Source organism: Paenibacillus sp. J22R67 (assembly GCF_059692175.1).
Window position 1 is genome coordinate 99,787 of sequence record NZ_JCAUAX010000009.1, and the last position, 17,425, is coordinate 117,211.

13 protein-coding genes are annotated in these 17,425 nt (G+C 49.4%); 10 read left to right on the forward strand and 3 right to left on the reverse strand.

Annotated features, from left to right (window positions below; all coding sequences use genetic code 11):
* Window positions 1-69: 69 nt before the first annotated feature.
* Window positions 70-729, forward strand: a complete 660-nt coding sequence (locus AC58VC_RS27835) for a glycosyltransferase (protein WP_497373488.1) — start codon at window positions 70-72, stop codon at window positions 727-729.
* Between the two features lie 58 nt (window positions 730-787).
* Here the strand turns inward: AC58VC_RS27835 and thrC are convergent, their stop codons facing one another.
* Together thrC and AC58VC_RS27845 are read right to left on the reverse strand one after the other, a co-directional pair.
* Window positions 788-2,176, reverse strand: coding sequence for a threonine synthase (thrC, locus tag AC58VC_RS27840; RefSeq protein ID WP_497373490.1), 1,389 nt, complete (start codon window positions 2,174-2,176; stop codon window positions 788-790).
* Between the two features lie 138 nt (window positions 2,177-2,314).
* Window positions 2,315-3,007 (reverse strand): hypothetical protein, encoded by a 693-nt coding sequence (locus tag AC58VC_RS27845; RefSeq protein ID WP_497373492.1) that lies wholly within the window; start codon window positions 3,005-3,007, stop codon window positions 2,315-2,317.
* A 198-nt stretch (window positions 3,008-3,205) separates the two neighbouring features.
* On the opposite strand from AC58VC_RS27845, the gene AC58VC_RS27850 reads away from it, so the two are divergent.
* The 8 genes from AC58VC_RS27850 to AC58VC_RS27885 all read left to right on the forward strand — a co-directional run bounded on the left by AC58VC_RS27850 (window position 3,206) and on the right by AC58VC_RS27885 (window position 13,883).
* Window positions 3,206-4,936, forward strand: coding sequence for an ABC transporter ATP-binding protein (locus tag AC58VC_RS27850; RefSeq protein WP_497373494.1), 1,731 nt, complete (start codon window positions 3,206-3,208; stop codon window positions 4,934-4,936).
* A gap of 22 nt (window positions 4,937-4,958) precedes the next feature.
* Entirely contained in the window at window positions 4,959-6,707 is a 1,749-nt protein-coding gene (locus tag AC58VC_RS27855) for an ABC transporter ATP-binding protein (RefSeq protein ID WP_497373496.1), read from the forward strand.
* 603 nt (window positions 6,708-7,310) lie between these two features.
* Entirely contained in the window at window positions 7,311-7,745 is a 435-nt protein-coding gene (locus tag AC58VC_RS27860) for a MarR family winged helix-turn-helix transcriptional regulator (protein ID WP_497373806.1), read from the forward strand.
* Window positions 7,746-7,841: 96 nt separating this feature from the next.
* Window positions 7,842-8,243 (forward strand): DoxX family protein, encoded by a 402-nt coding sequence (locus tag AC58VC_RS27865; protein WP_497373498.1) that lies wholly within the window; start codon window positions 7,842-7,844, stop codon window positions 8,241-8,243.
* Window positions 8,244-8,313: 70 nt separating this feature from the next.
* Window positions 8,314-9,267: a ring-cleaving dioxygenase gene (locus AC58VC_RS27870; protein ID WP_497373500.1), complete on the forward strand. Its 954-nt coding sequence runs from the start codon at window positions 8,314-8,316 to the stop codon at window positions 9,265-9,267.
* Window positions 9,264-9,872, forward strand: a complete 609-nt coding sequence (locus AC58VC_RS27875; protein ID WP_497373502.1) for an alpha/beta hydrolase — start codon at window positions 9,264-9,266, stop codon at window positions 9,870-9,872. Before AC58VC_RS27870 ends, AC58VC_RS27875 begins: the two co-directional genes overlap by 4 nt.
* An 18-nt stretch (window positions 9,873-9,890) precedes the next feature.
* Window positions 9,891-10,508, forward strand: a complete 618-nt coding sequence (locus tag AC58VC_RS27880; protein ID WP_497373504.1) for a flavin reductase family protein — start codon at window positions 9,891-9,893, stop codon at window positions 10,506-10,508.
* Window positions 10,509-10,640: 132 nt separating this feature from the next.
* A complete protein-coding gene (locus AC58VC_RS27885; protein ID WP_497373506.1) occupies window positions 10,641-13,883 on the forward strand; it encodes an Ig-like domain-containing protein in 3,243 nt (1,080 codons plus the stop codon).
* Window positions 13,884-14,022: 139 nt separating this feature from the next.
* Here AC58VC_RS27885 and AC58VC_RS27890 read toward each other — a convergent pair whose 3' ends face one another.
* On the reverse strand, window positions 14,023-15,252 hold the full coding sequence (locus AC58VC_RS27890) for an MFS transporter (RefSeq protein ID WP_497373508.1): 1,230 nt from the start codon (window positions 15,250-15,252) through the stop codon (window positions 14,023-14,025).
* Between the two features lie 237 nt (window positions 15,253-15,489).
* On the opposite strand from AC58VC_RS27890, the gene AC58VC_RS27895 reads away from it, so the two are divergent.
* The gene (locus AC58VC_RS27895) at window positions 15,490-17,406 is read left to right on the forward strand and encodes a heparinase II/III domain-containing protein (RefSeq protein WP_497373510.1); all 1,917 of its coding nucleotides are present in this window, start codon (window positions 15,490-15,492) and stop codon (window positions 17,404-17,406) included.
* Window positions 17,407-17,425 lie beyond the last annotated feature (19 nt).

The following is a 17,425-nucleotide window of genomic DNA, read 5'->3' on the forward strand; positions in this document are numbered from 1 at the left end:
ATGAAAACGACCCGTGAGTACACAATATAACGAGTTGTTTGCAATTTATATTAAAAGGAGAATCTACCTATGAAAGGTAAGTTGATCAAGTTAACGCTTTTGTCTCTATCTATTGCGTTCAGTACGGCTCCTCTTCGGGCAGAAGCTCACGCTAGCGACCGCCCAGCAGCCGCTAAGCAGATGATGTACACGCAATCCATGGTGCAGTTGAAGGGCGATCTAAGAAGACTATGGATGGATCATGCCATTTGGACACGCAATTATGTGGTGAGCGCCCTTGCCGGTTTAGAAAATAAAGATAAAACACTAGCAAGGCTGTTAAGAAATCAGCAGGATATTGGGAATGCGATTAAGCCATTCTACGGGGAGGATGCAGGGAACCAGCTGGGTAAGCTGTTGACGGAGCACATTGTGATCGCTGGCAAGGTGGTAGATGCGGCCAAAAGCGGGAATGCAGCCGAGCTTGAGAAGAACAATAAGGAATGGTACCGCAACGCCGACGATATCGCCTCATTTATAAGCAAAGCTAATCCGAACTGGACGAAGCCGTTGATTCAGGATTTGATGTATGTTCATTTGCAAATGTTGACGGAAAATGTGAAAGCCATGCTGGCTAAGGATTGGGATGCCGAAATCATGTGGTTCGATAAAGGCGCTGATCATCTTATGATGATGTCCGATGCGTTGACGGAAGGCATTATTAAGCAATTCCCGCAAAAGTTTAAATAGATATGAAAAGGGACTGTTCCGAAGGTCATTTCAGACTTTCAGAGACAGTCCCTTTGATTTAAAAGAACTTCACAAGCTGATCTTTGATCTCATCATTCGAGCCGCCAACAACCGTCTGGAACTGCGGCTTGTCGAATAGAGCTTGAATTTGCTGCGGGTAGGTTTGCTCAATACCACGCAGTCGGATGGACTCATCGAATTTCGCTGGATGAGCGGTGGAAAGCGCAACTGTCACTTCACCGTCAGCAGAGATGCGGTCAGCAGCGGCAACGCCGCATGCTGTGTGCGGATCAAGCAGATAGCCATACTCCTTGTAATAGGAGCTGATTGTATCCAAACATTCCTCATTCTGTACGCCGTACGCGGCAAAGTCCGCTTGCACGGCTTGCAGTTTGTCAGCAGGAATAACAATGCGGCCTTCAACTTTGAACTGCGCCATCAGCGTAGCCACTGCCTCTGCATCTTCGCCGTAAAGATAGAACAGGTAGCGCTCGAAGTTGCTAGCTACTTGAATGTCCATCGAAGGACTGTGCGTACCGCGGAAAGCTCCCGGCTGGTACACGCCTTCCTTCACGAAACGCTCAAGGATGTTGTTTTCGTTCGTCGCAAGAATGAGCTTGTGAATAGGAAGGCCCATCTTCTGAGCGAGATAACCAGCGAAAATATCACCAAAGTTACCAGTCGGCACACTAAAGTTAACTTTAGCTCCTGCCTCATTGGCTGTAACTTGGAAGTAAGCGTAGAAGTAATAGACCGTTTGCGCTAAAATACGGGCAATGTTGATGGAGTTGATCGCACGCAAGTGGTAGCGATGCTTGAACTCAACGTCAGCAAACAGCTCTTTGATAATGCGTTGGCAGTCATCGAAAGTACCGTCAACAGAAAGATTCAGCACATTTTCGCTATCAACTGTTGTCATTTGTAGCTCTTGCACGCGGCTCACCTTCTGGTGAGGGTGAAGAATACAGATGCGGATGCCCTCTTTGCCGCGCACACCCTCAATAGCGGAAGCGCCGGTGTCCCCGGAAGTCGCCCCGAGAATGTGAATGATCGAGTTCGTCTTGCGGGAGACGTACCCATACAGATTGCCTAGGAATTGCAGCGCGATGTCTTTGAATGCGAAAGTAGGACCGTGGAACAATTCCAGCACATAAGTGCCATCGTTCAGGCGTTTAACAGGCGTTACAGCTTCATCACGGAATGTGCCATAGCTGTCGTCAACGAGCTGTTTCAGCTCATTGCGCGGGATTTCATTTTCGATAAATAGGGAGAAAATTTCAAGCGCCAGCTCCGAGTAGGAGAGTTTTTGCCACTTCTGGAGCGTGTCAGCGGATAGTTGCGGGATCGTTTTTGGAACAAGCAAACCGCCGTCGTTTGCCAAACCCATCAGGATGGCATCGATAAAACCGAGGGGTTCTACTTGTCCGCGTGTGCTAATGTATTCCATATTAGTCCCCTTATTCGAATGAATTTTCAGTTATTGTATCAAAAAACGAATCATTTGGACAGTGCGATCAGCCACGTTAAATAAAGAAACCTCCCATTTGGTAAGGAAGGTTTCAGCTTTATACAATAACTATTTAAATTATTCTTCTTTATCGGCAACAACGATTTTCCAAGCTGTGCCAATAGGCGGCAGGCTCTTAGTCAGGGCCGGTCCGTAGAATCCAATGACATTTGCCCCTTTCACAAGCTTCGATGTCGCAACTTTGTCCCCATTTTTGTCAACGATAGCCGTATCTTTCGTCAAGTTCAGAACGACCTCGCTAGGCGATGTTTCCGTTAAGCCTTCACCTTTCACACGAATGCTCAGATCATCCTTGCTTTCGCTGCGGATCTCTTCCATAACACCGGCAGTTCCGAGCAGACCCGGTTGTGTCTTTGCATCCAGAACCGTCACCTTGGACGTTGGCGTTTGTGGTGGCAGGCTCATCGTCATAATCATGGAATGTTCAGCCGTCACGGTTAAGCCTATATGTAAATCGGCAAGACTAAGCTTAGTGCCATCTAACATTTGGTAGACCGTCTCTTTGCCTACATTAAGAACAAGGCCATCCGTGCCTACACCTTGAATGTGGATCAACCCATTATCGCCGTCCGTTTGAATGGAAGTGATTACGCCTGTTGCTTGCACTTTTTTCGCCTCCTCCTTCATGGAGATCGAGAAGGTGAGGTTGCCTTTCATCAAATCTACAGCATATGTATCGGTAGGCGCGGCGTAAGCTGTAGCCGTTGTTATCAGTGCAGCTAGGGACACAATGGCAAAGCTTTTTTTCATAAAATGATTCATGGAAGTTCTTCCTCTCTATGTAAGTTGTTATTAGTCTGTCCTTCAAGGGTAAAAAGTTTCCAGCATGCGGCAGGAACAGGAAAGTTTGATTAAACTGAACTTGCTCATGGACTTCATCCGAGCGAAACTATAGAATCAATGTTATGTGTGTAACAATGGAAAGAGGTGGAATCCTTGTCTTTTATCATGAAGCTTCGATGGTTTTTCAAAGAAAGATGGAAATATTATGTGCTGGCAATCGGTCTGTTGATTGGTGTGAATTTACTGGCGACAATTCCGCCTAAAATGATAGGAAATACAATTGATCATATCCGCAATGGAGATCTGACACCTACTACGCTTAATCATACGGTCCTTCTGCTTGTAGGACTTGCTGTTCTACTATACATTATGGCGTATGTGTGGATTACGACTTTGTTCGGCAACTCGGCATTGGTGGAAAAGGTGCTTCGCGGCCGTCTGCTCGCGCATTTGACGAAAATGACACCGGCGTTCTTTCAACGCAACAGCACGGGCCAGTTAATGGCCTTAGCTACGAATGACGTGCTCGCGATCGGTCAAACCTCCGGGTACGGAGTAATGACATTGGTTTCCACGATAGTAGGGGCATCGGTTGTTATTATCATGATGGTTTCCCTCATCTCCTTTAAATTAATGATTGCGGCGCTAATTCCGCTGCCATTTCTAGCTTTTGTCATCAGCAAATTGGGTCAAAAGGTGAGAGTACGCTTCCTCGCGGCGCAAGCTTCCTTCGGGAAAATGAACGATCATGCGCTGGAGTCGATCTCCGGCATTCGCGTGATTCGGTCGTATGTGCAGGAAGATCATGATCTAACAGCCTTTGACCAAGTCACATCTGAGGTTATGAATAAGAACAAACGTGTTTCGATACTTAATGCGCTTTTTCAACCGTTGACTTCCCTTATTGTAGGTTTGAGTTATTCCATTGGTATCGGATATGGTTCCTATCTGGTGTTTCATAATGAGATTTCACTGGGGCAGCTCGTTTCGTTCAACATTTATTTAGGGATGTTGATCTGGCCGATGATTTCCTTCGGCGAGTTCATTAACGTCCTGCAGCGCGGAAGCGCCTCAGCTGACCGACTAGATACGGCTCTAACACAGAAGGCTGATATCGTAGACGTGGATAAGCCAGTTGTGATGAGTGTACCTAAGCGCATCGAAATGAAGGATCTCAGCTTCACTTATCCGACTGCGAATCACCCGAGCTTAGCGCACGTGTCTTTTGAGTTGGAGCGTGGCCAAACCTTAGGCATTGTAGGCCGCACGGGAAGCGGTAAAAGCACGCTGCTCAAACAGCTGCTAAGACAATACCCAATTCCGCCTGAGAAACTGCTGATCTCTGATGTACCGATTGAGCAGATTGGGCTTGATCAAGTGAAAGGTTGGGTAGCCTATGTTCCGCAGGAGCATTTGCTGCTGTCCAAATCGATCCGCGACAATATCGCGCTCGGCAAACATGGCGCTCCGCCGGAAGAGATAGCACGGGCGGTGGAGATGGCTTCATTTACCCAGGATATCGAGCAAATGCCGGAAGGTCTTGCCACCATCGTCGGGGAGAACGGCGTCATGTTGTCAGGCGGGCAGAAGCAACGCTTGGCTATTGCCAGAGCACTGCTAATCAATTCCGAGATCCTCCTTCTGGATGACTCGTTATCCGCAGTAGATGCCCGAACGGAGAGCCGCATTCTACAAAACATTCGCAAGGAAAGAGCAGATAAAACAACCTTAATCTCTACCCATCGACTATCAGCGGTTAGCCACGCGAATTGGATTCTCGTTTTGGATGAGGGGCGGATTATTGAAGAAGGAACACACGAACAGCTGATGCAGTTTGGCGGTTGGTACCGGGAACAGTGGGACCGTCAGCAGATGGAAGCGAGTTTAGACGAATAGGTAAGGGAAGGAGGAGAACAGGATGAATCAACCATCGACGGCTAGAAGACTTGTCTCGTACGCGCTTGTCTATAAATTCAGGATTATCGGCGCGCTGCTTATTCTATGCTGTGCAGTAAGCGCCGAGCTTGCGGGACCCTACATCACAAAAACGATCATCGACCAACATCTTTCCGTAGATACAAGCCAGATGTCCTCTGTGCTTAAGCTGATTGGTCTTTATATGGGGCTGCTTTTAGTAGCAAGCATTTGCAACTATTCGCAAGCCTATTTATTCCAGTCCACAGCGCTTCAAATCATCAAAAACATGCGTATGGACTTAATGCGACAAATCCAGCGCATCGCACTGCGCTATTTCGACACCACGCCAATTGGTCAGGTTGTGTCGAGAATTGCCAACGATACAGAGGCGGTACGCGATTTATTCATGAGCTTTATGGCGACGTTTGTCGTTAGTACCATGCAGCTTATCGGTATTTTTGTAGCTTTGTTTATTTTGGACTGGCACTTGGCTGCCTACTGTTTGGTGCTGCCGCCGATTTTTGCTCTCATTATGAAGATTCACTTGAAATATTCCAAAGTGTTCATCACCATTATGCGTGCGCGGCTTAGCGACATGAACGCGATGATTAACGAATCGATCGTCGTGATGCCGATTATTCAGGCTTTTCGGCGTGAGAAAGTGACGCTGGACGAATTTGAAGTGCTGAACCAGGATCGCTATGTGAATCAATTGAAGCAATTCCGTGTTTTTTCCTTGTCCTCCCGTAATATAGTAGGGACAATAGGGAGCTTGGTGACGGCGATGGTCATTTGGTATTTTGGCCGTGAATCACTAAGTACGGCTATTTCCTTCGGGGTGTTTTATGCGTTTATCGATTATCTGGGGCGTATCTTCCAGCCGATTATCGGGATTTTCGATCAGCTGACGAATGCCCAAAGAGCTTTTGTATCCGCAGATAAAGTGTTCGCTATCATGGATATGGAAGGCCAAGACGTTGAGAAAACAGATAAAGTGAGCCGTCCAGAAGGGATTGTGAAATTTGATCAAGTTACCTTTGCTTATAAAGAAGGGGAAAATGTTCTGAAGAAGATTTCCTTCGAAGCTCGCAAGGGAGAGACGATCGCTTTGGTCGGCCATACGGGCTCGGGCAAGAGCTCGATCATGAACCTTCTGCTTGGCTTTTATGAACCGAATGAAGGCAGCATTACCATTGATGGCCGGGACATTGGGACGATGTCCAAGCAGGCGCTGCGGAAACATATGGGCATCGTGCTGCAGGATCCATTCTTATTTGCAGGGGATATTAAGTTTAATGTGAGCCTCTACAATGAGGAGATTTCTATGGATCGGGTAAAAAGTGCGCTGAAAGATGTCGGCGCTGCACCTTTCATCGAGCAGCTTCCTCATGGCTACGATGAGCAAGTTGTGGAGCGCGGCAGCACGTTGTCCTCTGGGCAGCGGCAGCTCATCTCATTCGCGCGAGCGCTCGCTTTCGATCCGTCCATACTCATTCTGGACGAAGCGACAGCGAGCATCGACAGTGAGACCGAAGGGCTGATTCAGCGGGCGCTGAAGGTTGTAAGTGAAGGGCGCACGACGCTCGTCATCGCGCACAGGCTGTCTACGATCCGCGATGCGGATCAGATCCTTGTGCTGCATCGCGGGGAGATTGCGGAGCGCGGCAATCATGATGAGCTGATGGCGCTGAATGGCCGCTACGCGAAGATGTACCAGCTGCAGAAGGGTGAGTCGGCTGTGGTGGGTTAAGGCTTGGGCACAGGACATGGGCACAAGGCATAGGAACGAGGCTGTCCCACCAAATGGTTCAAAAAAGAGGCTCTCCCTCGGTCATTGATGACTTGGGACGGCCTCTTTTTTATGGAGCCGAGTGGAATAGCGGGAAAAACTCCCTTTATTCTAAGTGTCGCTCTCAAAAGTTCAAAAAAATGCTCTCTCTATCATTTAATGACTTTCAGGGCAGGCTTCGTTTGTTCGCGCAGGATATGTCTGAGCATGTGACCTTGAAGCTACCGGACTGAGATAACGTTATCTACTCGTTTTAGGATTGAATTAGAATTTAACGGACACACGCGCCGTTAATGCCTTGAATTCACCTAAAACAACGATAATATCAGTTGATAACGGCCCCTCAGTCCGATAGCTCTTCAATATGGCGGCTAATCGGAGAAATAGCGGTCGCTGAGTCCGTTAGAGTTGACCGTCCAGCCGACGGTATGAATGGATTTTGACGTGCAGCCAACAATTTTGAAAATCAGGTGTTGACATTTATCTCGAATTAAAGTATCTTTAAATCAAGACATCGAACACAAACAAAAACAACGACGAAATGAGGTGAACTTGTTGAGCGAAATGCGAAATGATTCCTTGGATCTCTACATCGCACTTTCCAGAGCAAGTGAATGGGTCAACGCACACGGCGACCGCGACATTCGCAAGCATGGTTTGAACCGTACTGAATTCGGCGTACTGGAGCTTCTCTATCATAAAGGGGCACAGGCCATTCAACAAATCGGCTCCAAAGTGCTGATGAGCAGCGGAAATATCACCTATGTGGTCGACAAGCTGGTGAAGAAAGAGTTTGTTGTCCGCCGAACATCGACGGAAGACAGAAGACTTATTTTTGCGGAAATCACGGTTAAAGGTAAGCAATTTATTGAAGAAGTTTTTCCTCAGCACATTGAAGTGATTGAGAGCGCGGTGGCTGGTCTTACTGCGGAAGAGAAGAAGGTCGCTAGTCAATTGTTAAAAAAGCTCGGCAAGTTCGCCCAGGACGGTTTCAAATAGAAAAGTAGTTTGTCCTCAAATGGAGGAGTAACTACTTTACCTTTTACCTAATATCTTAAATTAAAGACTCTTAAATTTGAAATGGAGGAGATCATGATGAGCATCGCATTAGGATTGTTACTTATCCGCTTGGTTGTAGGGCTCAGCTTCATGGCCCATGGCTCACAGAAATTATTTGGTTGGTTCGGTGGCTACGGTCCGAAAGGAACGGGCGGTTGGATGGAGTCCATTGGCATTAAGCCTGGTGTCGCGATGGCGGTTCTGGCTGGTTTGATTGAATTTGCGGGAGGATTATTGTTTGCAGCAGGTCTAGGCACTGTATTTGCATCCTTGCTCATTGCAATAACGATGGTGATGGCGATTGCCAAAGTACACGGTAAAAACGGCTACTGGAACACAACAGGTGGTTATGAGTACAATCTTCTGCTGCTTGCCGTTGTTGTAGGTGTAGCACTAACTGGCGCTGGCGCGTACTCCATTGATGCATTATTATTCTAAGATTCTTTCTGCACAGGGCAGGACATAACTAAAACTAACTAATTAAACTAATATAGAGGAGTGTATTCAAATGACAAAACAACAAACTGCAGGTATTCACCATATAACAGCTTTCGTGCAAAGCGCACAAGGAACTGTAGATTTCTATGCGGGTATTCTGGGATTACGTCTGGTCAAAAAAACAATCAACTTCGACGCACCGGAAGTGTACCATCTCTACTTCGGTGATGAGCACGGAAGTCCTGGAACAATCATCACGTTCTTCCCATGGGCTGGTTCCCGCAGAGGGCGTATCGGTGGCGGTCAAGTCGGAATCACAACGTATGCGGTGCCTACAGGCAGTCTTGCCTTCTGGGAAGCGCGTCTGACTAAATTCGGTGTATCCTTTGAGAAAACAGAAAGATTCCATGAGACTTATCTACAATTCGAAGATCACGATGGGCTGAAACTGGAAATCGTTGAGCGCGAGCAAGGAGTTCCTAGCACATGGTCATTTGGCGGCATTCCTACCGACAAAGCGATCAAAGGCTTCGGCGGCGCTATTCTCTACAGCACGGCTCCGGACAAAACATCCCAGCTGCTTGAGCAGGTAATGGGGCTTGAGAAAGTTGGGCAAGAGGGAGCTTATGCCCGATTCAAATCCTTTGGCGATATTGGGAACATCATCGACCTTCATGTAACAGCGATGCCGTATGGAGCAGGTGGAGCGGGTACTGTGCATCACATCGCATGGCGGGCAAAAGATGATGCTGAGCATGAGGTGTGGAGAAATCATGTTCAGAACAGCGGATACCATCCAACACCGATTGTGGACCGTCAATATTTCAACGCGATCTACTTCCGCGAAGAAGGCGGCATCTTGTTCGAAATCGCGACTGATCCTCCAGGTTTCGCTAGAGATGAGGCTCCTGAAGCACTTGGTGAGAAAATCATGCTGCCAGAATGGTTCGAAGCGAACCGTGCTCAAATCGAGCGCAATCTGCCACCGATCGCGGTGCGTGAATTGGAGGGAAGCGGACAATGAAACATATTTACCAACCAGGAACAGACGTAACAGCGCCAGTGCTCGTGCTCTTGCACGGGACTGGCGGCACTGAGAGGGATCTTCTGCCGCTAGCTCAAGCTATCTCACCAGCGTCATCTGTACTAAGTATTAGAGGGAATGTGCTTGAAAATGGGATGCCGCGGTTTTTCCGCCGACTCGCAGAAGGCATCTTCGATGAGGAGGATCTCATCTTCCGCACCAAAGAGCTGAACGACTTCTTGGATGAAGCTGCTGTAGAGCATGGCTTTGATCGCCGGAATGTGGTGGCCATCGGCTATTCCAATGGCGCTAACATAGCAGGCAGCCTGTTGTTCCACTACCCAGACGCGCTTCGCGGTGCGATCCTGCATCATCCGATGGTGCCGCGGCGTGGCATCCAGCTTCCTGATCTGACCGACACGCCTATATTTATTGGGGCGGGGCGCAATGATCCAATCTGCTCGCCAGAAGAGACCGAGGAGCTGCAGAAGCTGCTAGGTGAGGCTGGAGCTGAGATTGAAGTCCATTGGGAAAATGCTGGACATCAATTGACGAGATCGGAAGTTGATGCGGCGGGGACTTGGTTTAAGGCAAATTTAGCCTAAAATAATGATAAAGGGGTGATGCTTGTGATTGCCATCGACCCTTCGCATCAAACGGAACGGGAGAATTACAAGCTGCTGATCGGCAGCATTATTCCCAGACCTATTGCGTTTGTAACGACCCTCTCCACGGAGGATGTCCTTAATGCCGCACCGTTCAGTTACTTCACGATTGTGACGGCAGACCCGCCGATGATCGCTGTATCGATTCAGAGGCGCCAGGGTGAACGCAAGGATACATCGCGTAACGCCATCGCAAAAGGGGAATTCGTCGTTCATATCTCTGACGAATCCTATATCGACCAGATTAATCAAACGGCTGCTGCGCTGCCTTCAGATGAAAGTGAAGTGTTCTTAGCCGGTCTGACACCTGTCACAAGTGTGAAGGTAGCAGTACCAGGTATCGCAGAGGCAAACATTCGGATGGAATGTGTTCTCGAACAAGCTATAGCACTCGGGGGAACGGAAGGCGCGCCATCTGCGGATTTGCTGATTGGCAGAGTGGTGCATTTTCACATCGCTAATGATTTGTACGACAAAGGTCATATTGATGCTCAGAAATTAAGACCGGTTAGCCGGTTGGCGGGCAACTCCTATGCGAAATTGGGAGATCAGTTTGAGATCGAGCGTCCTCTTTGACACTTAGGAAGAGAAAAGCCGTTTGCACTGCTATTTGGCAGGGTGCAGATGGCTTTTTCTATTCATTTTATACACCCGAGACCCGATAAATTTAGTATAATTACTAGAGTTATGCAGGGCGGAGGAATGATGGTGAAACGGAAAAATAGGAATAAGCTGCGAGGGATTGGCGCAGTTCTTTTGGTTGCTCTTCTGGTTAACTTGTACCAGCCGGCAGCTTATGCATTTACAACAGTAGGACAAGTGATAACAGGCCCGTCTTCGTCCAACTATGGCGAGTCGGTGCAATTTACTTCGGTTGTAACAGATGGTGCAGCCGGCGGGGCGACACCAACAGGTAGCGTTACGTTCTACGATGGGAGCACGCTGATCGGCGGACCGCAGGAGCTCGTTGCTTCGGAGCCGAAAGTTGTTTATAAGAGTTCGGGGCTTGCTCCGGTGCAATCGGGTAGAAAATTTACTTGCTCGAACTGTCCTGTGATTCAGTGGGGCGGGCTGAGTTATTGGGCGTACAGCGATACGGATAATAATTTCTATGTTTATTTGTATGCTTATGATGCGAATAACAACTTGGTAAAGTCTTGGCAGCTTCCGGGTAATCGTTATGTGACAGATATCACAGTAAATAACACTGAGAAGACAGTTACACTTGTCGGACAAGACAATGTACTCACGACACGAACCTGGGAGCAGCTTGAAAACTTCAATGCTCACGCTTCTATGTCCTTTACCGGCCTAGGAGTAGGAACACATACGATAACGGCTAGTTATTCAGGCGGAGACGGTCTACATAATCCACAGTCGTCTACTTTTGTACATACGGTTAATAAGATTCAAACGAATACCACTCTTACCTCGAATGCCGGACTCATATACGTTGGCGAGCCGATTACCTTCACGGCGACAGTCGCCAACGAGAATGGCAGTCTGGTCATGCCGGGGGGAACGGTCACCTTCCGAGAAGGCAGCAATGTACTGGGAACCACGCGTGTTAACGGAAGCGGAGTAGCCATCTTCACAACGTCGTCGCTGCCTGTTAGCGGTTATTCGGTCACTGCGACTTATGATGGCGATGGTCAGCATCAAGCCAGTACGTCTAGTAGTTTGTCGCAATCCGTGCTAGGTATACCGACTATAGTGACGGTAAGCGCTAGTCCCGGAAGCACGATATATGGGAATTCTGTGACATTGACGGCAACTGTGACGAATGGCATGGCAAGCATTTTGGGACCGACAGGTACCGTGACGTTCAAGGAGGGGTCGACAGTACTTGGCACAGGGACGTTAAGTTCGGGAACAGCAATATGGACGGCGCCTACTTTAGAAGTGGGAGCCCATTCGATTACTGCACATTACGGTGGAAGTCTTACCCATGTTGCCAATAGCTCGAGCTCCATTCCCGTGGTCGTCAATCTGATCCCTACGTCATCAACTTTGACGGTTACAGGAGCGACGGGTGCAGCTTCCTCCTACGGGACTTCATTGACGCTAACAGCCTCCGTAGCGAATACCGATGGGAGCTCGATTACACCAGATGGTATCGTAACTTTCAAAGAGGGTTCAACCACATTAGGGACTGCCGCACTTCATTCAGGAACGGCTGAATGGACGATGCCAGCTAGCTTATCAGCAGGGTCCCACTCTTTTAAAGCTGAGTACGGTGGAGACAGCAAGCATGCGGTGAGTCCTTCAGCTACAGTTGGTCATACCGTTAACAAAGCCGATACATCGACAATCCTAAAGTCATCGGGGGCGATTTCTGTCGGTGAAACGACGACTTTAACAGCACAGGTAACCAATACATTGAATCCTGGCATCAAGCCTACAGGTACAGTTACTTTTAAAAATAACGGTGTCGACTTGCAAGCGCCAGTTCCACTAGATAGCAGTGGCACTGCGGTACTTGGCACTCATGATCTGCCGGTTGGCGACCTCGTCATTACGGCGGAATATAGCGGTGATAACAACCATATCACGAGTGCCTCACAGCCAATCACCCAGCCGGTATCCAAAACTCCGGTCGCGGTTCATCTGTCTGTGGCACCGCAATCAGGGGAAAGCATATACGGGCACACCGTGAGCGTAATGGTGCAGGTAGTTAACGCAGGCAGCGATGGGTCAGTTCCAACAGGGACGGTAACACTTTCAGGTACAGGCGGCTTCAGTAATTGGCCGGGCGCTTTGACGTTGACGAATGGTACAGCGACTTGGGAGACCGAGCACCTTGCTGTTGGCACGCATACGGTCGTCGCTAGCTACTTAGGGGATGACGAGCACCTTGAAGGGGTGTCAACCAGCAGAAGTCTGCAGATTAAACCAATCCCTGTTACCGTAGTGGTTACCGCTTCAGTAACGGAGGCTGTTTATTATGGAAGTCCCCTTACATTTACCGCTCATGTGACCAATACGAAAGGCGAGCCGCAGATTCCTGCCGGCCATATCGTTTTTAGTGGCGGCAATTTACGGGACACTCCAATAAATCTTGACTCGGCAGGAATTGCTTCTATCACGTCAGCAGCGCTGCTGCCTGGAACTTATGCTATTCAGGCTGCGTACGTTCCTGACCTGCTGCACGAAGCGCAGACGTCAGCTCCGATCACCCAAGTCATCAAACCGAATACCCAGGGGACCGTACTCATTTTGAATCATCCGAGTGGAACTTTCCTTCTGGGAGAACCTATTCAATTCTCCGTATCAATAGGAGGCTTAATCGGTGACCTGACGCAGCCCGGCTATATTTCGTTGAGAGAAAATGGCGCTGAGCAAGCGAGGGTAACGACCGATGTGTACGGGAACGCCGAAATTAGCCTAACAAGTGTCAGCTCCGGCACGCACCGATACACAGCCCTGTACGAAAGAAGTGGCATCACGGACGGCATGGAGTCCCAAGGGGTGACCGTTATTGTGCAGCCTGCTTTTGCGCAGCTTGTGCTCACGGGTGATGCCTATGGCAAAGTACTGCCAACATCGTCACCGTGGATCGCGGCTGTTGTTCATGGCGCTGACTCAGCATTTACCTTTCGAGCAGCTTCTATGGAAGCCGGTACTAGCACCGAGCTGAAGCGGATGGATCTGCAGAGCGGCGAGCTAGGCGAAGCCATCGAGGTGACGAACGGACAGAGTGAACCTGTTTCGTTCTTGGAGGGCCTGAACCGATTCCAAGTAAAAGTAGTGAGCTTGGACGGGACAGCTTCGACCGAACATATCGTGTCCCTCTTTTATCAAAAAGGGGAGAAGCTCTGGGACATTACCAATGTTCTCGCGGTAACGCCACTTCGCTATGATATGGACGGAAATAGAACGTTTGATAAAGATGACGTCATCCAGCTATTGAAGTTAATTGAGCCGGTTTCCGCGGAAACGCTGCAACCTTAAACTAAACAGTGCGGTTATGCGAAAAAGGCATTTCCTTTGTAGTTAACTACTACAGGGAATGCCTTTTTGCCGTTAGCCCAACGCCTATCTCAGAAGGGAACTGGAGTTCGGTATTTGAAGTTTAGGTTTATCCTACGAGCTACCCAGCCAGTTTTTGTACGCCCGTGTTAGCGCTGGCGCGCTTCTCTTTCCGCTCCAACCCATAACTGATGAAGCCAATCAGCAGCCCCAGAACAGGCAGCAAAGCTCCTGCCCAAGGCAGATAGGTCAGCCCCATATGCGTGATGACCCACCCGCCGATAAAGGCGCCGCTGGCATTGCCTAGATTATTTGCCGAGTGGTTCGAGGTGGAAGCCAGCATAGGCGCGTCCTTCGCCATCGTCATAATGCGCAGCTGCAGCCCCGGCAGGATGCCGAACGCAGCCGCTCCCCAGACGAAAATAGTGATAACAGCAGCAACGGGCAGATGAACAGTGAAATTGAAAATAACAAGAATGAGGGCCAAAGCCGCATAATTACCAAGCAAAGCCGGCATGAGCTTCCAATCCGCAAGCTTGCCGCCAACGATATTGCCGAAGGTGACGCCGAAGCCGAAAAGAACGAGAATCCACGCAACGCGATGCTCCGAGAAGCCCGTCACTTGTTCCAGCAGCGGCGTAATGTACGTGAAAACCGTAAACAAGCTCCCGCTGCCCAGCGCGCCCATGAGCAGCATCAACAGTAGCCTTGGCTGAGTCAAAGCGCGGAACTGCTGCATAATGCCGGCGCTTTTCTCCTGCTGCACGCGCGGGATTAAGAACAAAATTCCGATGAGCGAGACGATGCCCATCAAGACAATAGCGCCGAATGAGGCGCGCCATCCAAGCTGCTGCCCGATGAAAGTGCCAAAGGGGACCCCCATAATATTGGCGATCGTAAGCCCGGCCATCATAATGGAGATGGCCGCCGCCCGTCGATCCGGGCGCACGAGATGAACGGCGATAACGCCGCCTACGCCGAAGAATGTCCCGTGCGCTAGCGCAGTCACAATGCGAGCTCCCATTAGGATCGCGTAGTTGGGGGCGATGACACTGATGGCGTTGCCCAGGATGAACACGCCCATTAACAGGCATAGCAGCAGCTTTTGCGGCAGCTTATTCGTGAACAATGCGAGAATCGGAGCACCGATGGCTACACCCATGGCATAGCTCGTGATGAGCTGACCGGCTTGTGAGATTGTGACATGCAAGTCTCCTGCAACATTGGGCAAAAGACCCATGATCACAAACTCCGTCATGCCTATGGCGAAGGCGCCAGCGGTTAAAGAAAGCAAGGAAATCGGAAACCGGCTCTTGGGGGCATCGTTTCCTAGTAAATCTTGATGACTCATATTTCTGTCCAACCTCTCCGGTAAAGTCTAGTCTCTCTATTTATCTCTCTACCATGTTGCGCCATAGTGCCAAACAGGTCAAGATAATAGTCAAAAAAGTCAAAATAACAGGATAACGATTGACCTCTAATTCTTTATAATGAAAGATGTATAGCTTGTAAATGGTAAGATCCAGGAAGTCTGCCTTGACGGGATGGAACGGAAGGAAGGCCAGCCTCCTTCACATGACATGGGAAAGTGGGTCGAATTACGGTGAATGTATCTGTATCTGTAGACAACTTGAACTTGGAAAATGTAAAAACAGCGCTGTTAGCTGCGCCAAACAACCTTTCACAGCTGCTGTTTCCAGAGGAAACGCCGCTGCAAGTGAAGACACGCTTGCTGCAAGGCAAGGAAAGCAACCAGCTTATCAAGGAGATTCGAGAAGAAGGGGACAAGCTTCTGCAGGAAACGATGCCGGAGCTAACGCATTCCTTGTTCCGTCTATTCTCCACAACAGGCTCACGAAGGGAATATGAGCTTGTATATTTCCGCCGTCGGAATCGATTAACGACATTTGGTTTATTAGCTTGGCTAGATGGGGCAGATAGTCCTTATATGGATGCGCTTTCTGATACAATTGGATCCATTTTGGATGAATATACATGGTGTTTGCCTGCGCATATTTTGCATGGCCCAGAGATGAGATCCGCCGCTGAGGAACAGTACGCGGCTGAGGGACTCGTGAACCGCTCCGCGGAATCGTTCACGATAGATCTCTTCGCGGCGGAGACCGCCTTCGCGCTCAGCGAAATCAGCGCGCTGCTCGGCGCCGCGCTGCCGCAACTTCTCCGCGTACGCATCCGCGAAGAAGTGCTGCGCCGCATTCTGCGGCCCTTTGTGACGCAGGCTCCCAGCCACTGGGAGACCGCGACTCACAACTGGGCCTCCGTTTGCGGAGGCTCCATTGCCGCTGCAGCGATCTACACGCTGCAAGACGAGGACGAGCTCGCCGCGGTGCTGGTGCGAGCTTTTCCCGCGCTCGCTTCGTACCTAAGCGGCTTCGAAGAAGACGGAGCATGTACCGAAGGGTACATGTATTGGCAGTACGGCTTTGGCTACTTCACCTATGCCGCTGATTTGATCTTGCGGCGTACGGGAGGCGCCGTCAATTGGTTCCAAGCGGACAAGGTGCAGCAGGTTGCCTTGTTCCAGCAAAAAGCCTTCCTCCACGGGAGGAAGGTTGTGAATTTCTCCGACTCGCAAGGGGAGGCGGGTATTTTTATGGGATTAAGCGGCTATTTGAAGCGGCTTTATCCGGAGATTGAGCATCCAGAGCTATCGCTGCGTGCAGGCTTTCGCGATGACCACTGCAGCAGATGGGCGCCTGCGTTAAGAAATTTGCTCTGGGCGGTAGAGGATATCGAGGGAAGCGCTTGGCAAACAGCGGCTTATTATTTGCCGGATGCGCAGTGGCTGGTGTCCAGGCAGCTTCAAGAGCAGGGAGCTTATGTTTTCGCGGCCAAAGGCGGACATAATAATGAACCGCATAATCATAATGACATCGGACATTTCATCCTGTATGCACAAGGTGAAACGCTGCTTCCGGATCTGGGGAGCGGGCAATATTCGCGGAAGTATTTTGGACCGGAGCGCTATGACATATTGTGCAACGGCTCGCAGAGTCACTCTGTTCCAATCATTGATGGGTTGTATCAAGCAGCTGGGGCGGAGCATCGAGCAGAAGTGCGGACGTACAGTAGCAATGAGGAGCAGGATGTTTTCGCATTAGAAATATCCAGCGCTTATGGCACAGACAAGTTAACTGAGCTCGTGAGGCGATTCATTTGGAGCAAAACAGAGCCGCCAACATTAGAGGTGACAGACAGCTACGAGTTTGTACAAGCACCAATAGCGGTTGCGGAACGCTTCATGGCATGGCACCGTCCGTTGCACACGGAGGATGGGCGAATTTTAATAGCGGCATCGTCCGAAACGAAGGTCTTCCTTTCGTATGATCATGACCTGTTTGATTGGGAAGTAGAGGCACTTGATCATGTGAATCATTCGGACCAGCCGCAAACGTGTTATGCGTTGGATTTTAAATTGAAGCCTGGCGTGCTGTCCGATTCGAACCTGAAAGTTCATGCAGCGTTTAAATTTGCGTTTCAATAAATTAATTTAGGATGTGATC

What these genes read in the sequence shown, in the direction of transcription:
- AC58VC_RS27835 (WP_497373488.1), top strand. Translation starts at nt 70, where the DNA reads ATGAAAGGTAAGTTGATCAAGTTAACGCTTTTGTCTCTATCTATTGCG.
- thrC (WP_497373490.1), bottom strand. Translation starts at nt 2,176, where the DNA reads ATGGAATACATTAGCACACGCGGACAAGTAGAACCCCTCGGTTTTATC.
- AC58VC_RS27845 (WP_497373492.1), bottom strand. Translation starts at nt 3,007, where the DNA reads ATGAAAAAAAGCTTTGCCATTGTGTCCCTAGCTGCACTGATAACAACG.
- AC58VC_RS27850 (WP_497373494.1), top strand. Translation starts at nt 3,206, where the DNA reads ATGAAGCTTCGATGGTTTTTCAAAGAAAGATGGAAATATTATGTGCTG.
- AC58VC_RS27855 (WP_497373496.1), top strand. Translation starts at nt 4,959, where the DNA reads ATGAATCAACCATCGACGGCTAGAAGACTTGTCTCGTACGCGCTTGTC.
- AC58VC_RS27860 (WP_497373806.1), top strand. Translation starts at nt 7,311, where the DNA reads ATGCGAAATGATTCCTTGGATCTCTACATCGCACTTTCCAGAGCAAGT.
- AC58VC_RS27865 (WP_497373498.1), top strand. Translation starts at nt 7,842, where the DNA reads ATGAGCATCGCATTAGGATTGTTACTTATCCGCTTGGTTGTAGGGCTC.
- AC58VC_RS27870 (WP_497373500.1), top strand. Translation starts at nt 8,314, where the DNA reads ATGACAAAACAACAAACTGCAGGTATTCACCATATAACAGCTTTCGTG.
- AC58VC_RS27875 (WP_497373502.1), top strand. Translation starts at nt 9,264, where the DNA reads ATGAAACATATTTACCAACCAGGAACAGACGTAACAGCGCCAGTGCTC.
- AC58VC_RS27880 (WP_497373504.1), top strand. Translation starts at nt 9,891, where the DNA reads ATGCTTGTGATTGCCATCGACCCTTCGCATCAAACGGAACGGGAGAAT.
- AC58VC_RS27890 (WP_497373508.1), bottom strand. Translation starts at nt 15,252, where the DNA reads ATGAGTCATCAAGATTTACTAGGAAACGATGCCCCCAAGAGCCGGTTT.